Genomic DNA, 7,198 nt, shown 5'->3' with positions numbered 1-7,198 from the left:
GCGCGAACCTATGAGGCCGTCGGCCGGGCACTGCCCCAGCGCCTGGCACAGCCAAAACCCCCCCACCGGGAGCCCCGGGGGGGACGGGGGGGGAGTCGCCCGGACGCGCCCGGGCGGAACGTACGGGTCGTCCTCGGTACCGTCGAGCGCGACCAGCGTCTCGGCGAGCGGGCCGTCCTCCTCGCTCTCCGTTCCGTCGACTGCGCCGACCTCGACCCCCGCGAGGTCCTCGCCCGGCAGCGCCGCCGAGACGACGAACGCACCTCCGAATCGACCGGGTCGGCGTCGCAGGAACTCGGCGACGACCGCGCCGCCCTGCGAGACCCCCACGAGGACGACGCGCTCGGGCGGGACCCCGGCGTCGCGCGCGACGTCGACCGCGCTGGCGACGCAGTCGACGGCCGAGGTCAGCGCCGGCTCGTTCGCCGACAGCGGCGCCTCGTGGGGCGCCGGGAACCACGTCGATCGGACCGCGCCGGGCGCGAGGAGGGTCGCGCCGGACCGGTAGAACTCGTCGGCGAGGCGGACGAGCCCCTCCGCAGTCCCGCCGCGGCCGTGGACCAGCACGACCGCGACCTCGGCGGCGGCGACCGGCGCGCCGCCGGTGACGAGCGTCGCCTCCGCGTGCGGTCCGTCGACGCCGGGGATCCGACGGCTCATTCCTCCGTCCCCCTCGTCTCGTCGCGTCCGCAGGCCGCTCCCGGCCCGTCGAACGCGGGCAGCTGCGACTCGATCAGCTCGCGGTCGCCCTCGAACCGCGGCGGGAGGGAGAGCTTCGTGGCGTGCCCGGTCGTCTCCGGGTCGGCGAGCCCCGGGCCGGGCGGTCCGTCGGGGGTCGGCGCCTCGGTCGCGAGTTCGACGAGGAGCCCGCCGGGGCCGCGGACGTACAGCGAGTGGAAGAAGTGGCGGTCCTTCACGCGCGAGACGTCGTACCCGCGGTCGCGGAACAGCTCGTGCCACTCCAGCAGCGTCTCGCGGTCCGCGACGCGAACCGCGGCGTGGTGGAGGGTTCCCGGCCCCTCTCGGAGGTACGCGGCGTCGCGGTCGAGCAGGTCGACGGCAGTCGCGCGGTCGCCAGGGGCCCGGTACCGCACCCGGTCGCCGGACTCGGCCTCGTACTCGAAGCCGAGCGTCTCCAGCACGCTCGCGGTCCCGTACGGGTCCGCGGGGAGCGCGGTCACCCCGCGGAGCCCGCGGATCGCGTGCGCGGCGGGCACCGGACCGTCGGTCCACGGGTCCGACTCGTCGTTCTCCGGCGTCGCGACCAGTTCGACCCGCGTCCCGGAGGGGTCGGCGAGCGTCAGCCCGCGGTCGCCGAAGCGCGCGTCGGAATCGATCGGGCCCGCCTCGACGCCGCGGTCGGCGAGGCGGTCGCGCCAGTAGCCGAGCGAGTCCGGCGGCACCGCGAACGCGACCGCCTCGTACCCCGGTTTCCCGGTTCTACCGGGGTCCCCGTTCGGGTCGGGGAAGACGGTGAACACGGAGCCCGGCGAGCCGGTCGCGTCGCCGAAGTAGAGGTGGTACTGGAGGCGGTCCTCGTAGTTCACCGTCCGGCGGAGCAGGCGGAGCCCGAGCGTCTCGCCGTAGAAGGCGGCGTGGGCGCCCGCGTCGCCGACGATCCCCGTGACGTGGTGGAGTCCGGGGGTGTCAGAGAGCATGGCTCAGATCGGCGCCGCGCGGGAAAGTCGGTGTCGGTCGGGGCGATCGCCGGCGGCCCGCGCCGGCGGGACGGCGCGCACCGACTCACGCGACCCACAGCAGCCGCACGTTGCTCGCGGTGAGGTACGTCCCGGTCGCCGTGAGCAGCACCGGCGGGAAGTAGTACAGCAGGCCGTCGCCCTCGCGCGCGCCCTCGACGCTGATCCAGAGCATGACGAGGTACACCGCGATCTTCAGCGCCACGAGCCCGGAGAGGCCGAACGACTCCAGCGCGAGCCGCACGACCGGGTTCGCCTCGTCGATCGTCGGGACGTACCGGAGGAAGGCGATCGTGGAGACGACGTCGCCGACGCCGTACGTCGCGGTCGCCGCGATCCACAGCCAGTAGAACTCGTTGGGGCGGCGGCGGTAGGCGGGGCGTCGACGGGACCGGTCGCGGGATCTGACCACGGTCCGAGGTGTCGGCCGCCCGACCTGAATCTGCCGGTCCGCGGGGACGCCGAAACTGGTATCGCTTCCGAAGGCTCCGCCGACTTCCAGCCGACTTAAGAGGAGCCGCGCCGTCTCGCCGGGCGTGACGGAGCCGTCGACCCGCGAGGAGAAGCTGGAACTCGGCGTCGAGCTGCTGGCGCACCTCGAACGCGAGGAGCTCGACCTCGCCGCCGCGGTCGACCGGATCGAGACGATCACGACGAGCCCCGCGCTCACCCGCGAGGTCCTCGACGCGGCCGAGAAGCGCGGCGTCATCGACCGCGAGGGCGCCCGACTGCGGGTCCGCCGCAACGGGACCCACGTCGAGTACGACAGTCAGGTCGTCGCCCGCGAGGGCGAGTTCGAGTGTCGGCGGTGCGGCGCGTCGATCTCGACGGGGCACTTCATCCGGTTGGACGCGGGCGAGCTCGGCCCGTTCGGCTCCTCGTGTGTCCGGAAGGTGACGGGGCGGGAGTCCGAATCGGAGTCGGAGTGAGGGCGGCCTCGACCCCTCGCTGGGTCGGGCGCCGACCCCCAGGGCCGCCGACCCCGCTGCCCGCCGACCGCGCCGCCCGTCGACCGAACTCGCCGGAGTATTTACGTCGGCGCCCGAAGCGACGGTAATGACCGCGCCGAACCGGAACGTCCTGTGGGCGAACGCGCTCGTCGACGAGCTCGTCGCCGCGGGCGTCGACGCCGTCGTCGCCTCGCCGGGCAGCCGCTCGACGCCGCTGACCGTCGCCGCCGCGGGCCACGACGAGCTCCGCGTGTTCTCGCAGCTCGACGAGCGCTCCGCCGCGTACTTCGCGCTCGGGCGGGCTCGTCGGACCGGCCGCGTGACGCCGCTGATCTGCACCTCGGGAACCGCCGCCGCCAACTATCACCCGGCCGTGATGGAGGCGAACGAGGCCCGCGTCCCGCTGCTCGCGCTCACCGCCGACCGGCCGCCCGAACTCCGCGACTCGGGCGCGAACCAGACCGCCGACCAGGAGAAGCTGTACGGCGACGCCGTGCGCTTTTATAAGGACCTCCCGGAGCCGGCCGCGAACGACCGGGCGCTCCGCTCGCTTCGCACCACCGTCGCCCGCGCCGTCGCGACTGCCGAGGGCGCCGACCAGGGACCGGTCCACCTCAACGTCCCGCTTAAAAAGCCGCTGGAGCCGACCCCGGTTCCGGGCGACGTGCCCGACGACCTGCCGGACGCCGCTGAGCGCGGGCGCGACGGTCCGTACGTCGACGTGACGCACGGCGCGCCCGAGCCCGGCGACGACGAGCTGCGCGCGCTCGCGACCGAACTGGGCGACGCGGACCGCGGGCTGATCGTCGCCGGCCCGGCCGACCCGCCGGGGATCGACCCGGAATCGGTCACGGCGCTCGCGCACGCGACCGGATTCCCGGTGCTGGCCGACCCGCTCTCCGGGCTCCGGTACGGCGGGCACACCCGCGTCGCCCCCGTTATCGGGAGCTACGACGCGTACCTCTCGGCCGACCTCGCCGGCGGTGAGGGGGCGAGCGGCGGGGAGGACGCGGACGACGCCGACCTCCCGGACGAGGCGAGCGAAGGGTGGGCCGACCCGGACCTCGTCCTCCGGCTGGGCGCCTCGCCCACCTCGAAGCGGCTCCGCAAGTACCTCGCCGAGACGGGGGCCGACCAGTATCAGATCGACCCCGCGGGGCGCTGGCGCGAGGCCGAGTTCGCCGCGACGGACCTCGTCGTCGCCGAACCGAGCCGGCTCTGCGCCCGCCTCTCGCGGCTCGTCGGGGGCGGGAGCGGCGAGCCGGACTGGCGCGCGCAGTGGGAGGAGACGGACCGCGTCGCCGAGGCGGTTCACACGAGAGAAAGCGACGCCGTCCGCGACGGCGACGGAAGCGAACACGGCTTCCACGAGGGCGACGCGCTCCGCGCGGTCGCGGGCGCGCTCCCCGATCCGGCGACGCTGTTCGTCTCGAACTCGATGCCCGTCCGCGACCTCGACCGGTTCGTCGGGCCGACGACCGCGAACGTCACCGCGCTCGGCAACCGCGGCGTCTCGGGCATCGACGGGATCGTCTCCACTGCGCTCGGCGCGGGCAGCGGGACGACCGACGACCTCACGCTCGTGGTCGGCGACATCGCGCTGTACCACGACTCGAACGGCCTGCTCGCGGTCGACCGCTGCGACATCGACGTCACGGTCGTCGCGGTCAACAACGACGGCGGCGGCATCTTCCACAAGCTCCCGATCGAGTCGTTCGAGCCGCCGTTCACCGAGTCGTTCAAGACGCCGCACGGCCTCGACTTCGAGCCCCTCTCGGAGCTCCACGGCCTCGAGTACGCTCGGATCGACGCGCGCCCCGACGCGCTCGCCGACCGCGGCGAGAGCCCGGCCGAGCGCGCACAGGCGGCCGCGGACGAGGTCGGCGACGCCGTCTCGCGGGCCCACGAGAGTGCGGGGTCGCATCTGATCGAGGTCGACACGGACGCCGAGTCAAGCCACCGCACGCGCGAGCGGCTGGCGGCCGCGGTCGAGCGCGCGGTCCACGGCGAGGAGACGGACTCGGCGTAGTCACGCGAGCGTCCGACTCGCCGGGATCAGGGGACGATCGGGCTCGGTCCCTCGCCGCGGCGCGCGCCGAGCGAGACCCCGGCGTACGCGACCACCGCGAACTGGATCCCGACGCCGAGGCTCGCGCCGAGCGCGAAGACGGCGGTGACGACGGGGCCGCGGTCCGGACTGAGGTACCAGAGGACGACGGCCGAACCGAGCAGGAACGAGCCGGTCGCGCTCGCGCCCGTCGCCAGCGCGGTCGACGTGGCGGAGACGTCGGCGTCCCCCAGGCCCGCGAGGAGCGCGGCGCCGAACAGCAGGCCGTAGACCAGCATGAACGCCGTAAACTGGGCGCTCACGAGGTACGTCGAGAGCGCCTCGGCCGACGGGAGCGAGACGGGGGATTCGAGGAGGATCGGCGAGAGCCGCCTGATTCCGCTGACCGCGAGCGCGACGACCGCGGCGACGATCGGGGGGAGGGCTGCCGTGCGCATACCCGTGAGCCCACGCGGGTATTACTTATAAAACTCGGTCGTGAGAGGGCGCCGAACGGCCCTGATTCCGGCTCACTCCACGGCGACGACCGCCGCTGCGCGCACGTCGCGGTCCGTCGCCGTCGCCTCGCCGACGATTCGATAGGTCCCCGCGGGCGGGTCCCGCCACGTCCCCTCGTAGCCGACAGTCTCGCCGGGGCCGATCGTCTCGCTGCCGAGCGCCTGCGTGAACATCCGACCCGCGCCGTAGCGCCAGACCGGGTCGGGCCGGTCGCTGTCGGCGTCGGCGGCGTCCCCGTCCGCCGGGTACGCGGTGAACTCCGCGCGCTGGCCGGTCCGAAAGTCGAGCGTCACCGGATCCGGGCCCGCGTTTTCGATCCGTAACGATAGCGTCACTCCGTCGTCCGTCTCCGCCGCCGCGAGCGCCGCGTCGAGCATGGTCGCGTCTGCGGCGCCCGGGGGTAAAATATCTCGCCGGTCCGCCCCGCGGATCCGCTCGGAAGGCCGCAAGCGAGACGGCCGACGACGCCTATAAGCGTCGGCTCCACCTACCCGGTCGCGTGCAGGTCGTCGGCTACGAGACGGACGTCGCGACCGGCTCGCCGGAGGCGGACGGCGACTCGGAACGGGCTCCGAATGCCGAGGCGGACGGACCGATCGGGGGCGGGCTCTACGTCGCGAGCGGCGGGACCGTCGACTTCGTGGACGCGGGTCCGGGCGCCGAGCTGGCCTTCGGGCTCGGCGAGCGGCGCTGCGCGGGGACGGTCCACGAGGGCGACCACGTGGCCTGCGACGCCCCCGACGCGCCCTACTGCGACGACCACTCTCATGTCTGGGTGTGCGCCCGGTGCACCGGGACGTGCCTGAAAGACGAGATGGACTGCCACGAGACGCACGCGATGTACCTCGCCGCGTTCGCGCCCGACGTGCTGAAGGTGGGGGTCACGAGGGAATGGCGCCTCGGAACCCGCCTCCGCGAGCAGGGCGCCGACCGCGCGGCGCACATCCGAACGTTCCCGAACGGCCGGATCGCCCGCGAGGTGGAGGCCGAGCTGGCCGCCGGCGAGGACCTCGTCGACCGCGTCCGCGTCCCCACGAAGCTCGACGGGTTCGGCCGTTCGGTCGACGAGGCCGCGTGGGAGGCGCTGCTCGACCGGTTCGAGCCGATCGAGCGGTTCGCGTTCGACTACGGGCTCGACCTCGACGAGCGACCCGTCGCGGAGACGATGGCCGCGGGGACCGTCCGCGGCTGGAAGGGCCGGGTGATCGTTCTCGACCGCGGCGGCTCGACGTACGCGGTCGACGCGCGCGACCTCGTCGGCTACGAGCTGACCGACGCGGTGCCGGAGCGGGAGCTACAGTCGAGCCTCGGGGCGTTCGGCGGGTGACCGGGGGCGTCCTCTCGCTGCTGTTCGGCGACCCGTTCGCCGTCATGAACACGGTCGGGCTCGTCGCGTTCGCGCTGGTCGGCGCGAGCAAGGCGGTCCGCGAGGAGTTCGACCTCTTCGGCGTCGCGGTCGTCGGGCTGGCGATGGCGTTCGCCGGCGGCGTCACCCGCGACCTCCTCGTCGCCCGCGTCCCGCTCGCGCTGCGCTCGCCGGTCGAGATCCTCCTCGGACTCGTCGGCGTCGGGCTCGCGGTCGGACTGAGCGCGTGGCTCGCCAGCCCCGACGAACACCCGGTGACGCTCGTCGCCGACGCCGTCGGCCTCGCGGCGTTCGCCACGACCGGCGCCATCGTCGCGACGGACGCCGGGGTGTCAGTCTTCGGCGTCGTCGCCGTCGCGACGATCAACGCCGTCGGCGGCGGCGCGCTCGCCGACATCCTCCTCGACCGGGCCCCGTTCATCCTCTTCGAGGACTTCTACGCGAGCTGCGCCGTGTTGGGCGGCGTCACCTACTGGCTGGTCGGTGCGCTCGGCGGGCCCTCGGGAGTCGCGGCCGCGGCGTGCGCGGCGGTGACCGTCGCCCTCCGGCTCGTCGCCGTCGCGCGCGGGTGGCGGCTCCCCACCGCGAAGCGGTTCGGCGACCGCTTCGGCAACTGATC

General features: G+C 74.1%; 9 protein-coding genes. 4 read left to right on the top strand and 5 right to left on the bottom strand.

The features are described from left to right. The 3 genes from AC4NMM_RS14020 to AC4NMM_RS14010 all read right to left on the bottom strand — a co-directional run. A partial coding sequence (locus AC4NMM_RS14020; protein ID WP_491924538.1) for an alpha/beta hydrolase occupies window positions 1-660 on the bottom strand: 660 nt, incomplete at its 3' end. After that, entirely contained in the window at window positions 657-1,658 is a 1,002-nt protein-coding gene (locus AC4NMM_RS14015; protein WP_096393472.1) for a VOC family protein, read from the bottom strand. The genes AC4NMM_RS14015 and AC4NMM_RS14020, both read right to left, overlap by 4 nt. Window positions 1,659-1,743: 85 nt before the next feature. After that, on the bottom strand, window positions 1,744-2,109 hold the full coding sequence (locus tag AC4NMM_RS14010; RefSeq protein ID WP_096393473.1) for a DUF5658 family protein: 366 nt from the start codon (window positions 2,107-2,109) through the stop codon (window positions 1,744-1,746). A 124-nt stretch (window positions 2,110-2,233) separates the two neighbouring features. Between AC4NMM_RS14010 and AC4NMM_RS14005 the strand changes: the two genes are divergently transcribed. Beyond that, window positions 2,234-2,626 (top strand): DUF5830 family protein, encoded by a 393-nt coding sequence (locus AC4NMM_RS14005; RefSeq protein ID WP_096393474.1) that lies wholly within the window; start codon window positions 2,234-2,236, stop codon window positions 2,624-2,626. Window positions 2,627-2,753: 127 nt separating this feature from the next. Next, entirely contained in the window at window positions 2,754-4,676 is a 1,923-nt protein-coding gene (gene menD, locus AC4NMM_RS14000; RefSeq protein ID WP_491924537.1) for a 2-succinyl-5-enolpyruvyl-6-hydroxy-3-cyclohexene-1-carboxylic-acid synthase, read from the top strand. Window positions 4,677-4,702: 26 nt separating this feature from the next. Here the strand turns inward: menD and AC4NMM_RS13995 are convergent, their stop codons facing one another. Together AC4NMM_RS13995 and AC4NMM_RS13990 are read right to left on the bottom strand one after the other, a co-directional pair. Continuing rightward, window positions 4,703-5,152, bottom strand: coding sequence for a hypothetical protein (locus AC4NMM_RS13995; protein ID WP_096393476.1), 450 nt, complete (start codon window positions 5,150-5,152; stop codon window positions 4,703-4,705). Between the two features lie 72 nt (window positions 5,153-5,224). Next, complete coding sequence (locus AC4NMM_RS13990; protein WP_096393477.1) at window positions 5,225-5,590, bottom strand: BsuPI-related putative proteinase inhibitor; 366 nt, start codon at window positions 5,588-5,590, stop codon at window positions 5,225-5,227. Window positions 5,591-5,712: 122 nt separating this feature from the next. Here AC4NMM_RS13990 and AC4NMM_RS13985 point away from each other — a divergent pair, with 122 nt between their 5' ends. Both AC4NMM_RS13985 and AC4NMM_RS13980 read left to right on the top strand, forming a co-directional pair. Further along, on the top strand, window positions 5,713-6,540 hold the full coding sequence (locus tag AC4NMM_RS13985; RefSeq protein ID WP_491924536.1) for a DUF2797 domain-containing protein: 828 nt from the start codon (window positions 5,713-5,715) through the stop codon (window positions 6,538-6,540). Next, entirely contained in the window at window positions 6,537-7,196 is a 660-nt protein-coding gene (locus tag AC4NMM_RS13980; protein ID WP_491924535.1) for a trimeric intracellular cation channel family protein, read from the top strand. Before AC4NMM_RS13985 ends, AC4NMM_RS13980 begins: the two co-directional genes overlap by 4 nt. The last annotated feature ends 2 nt before the right edge of the window (window positions 7,197-7,198 follow it).

It is taken from the genome of Halorubrum sp. SD41 (genome assembly GCF_058630335.1).
Note: the sequence above shows the minus strand (reverse complement) of the source record. Positions and strands in the feature narration are given on the sequence as shown.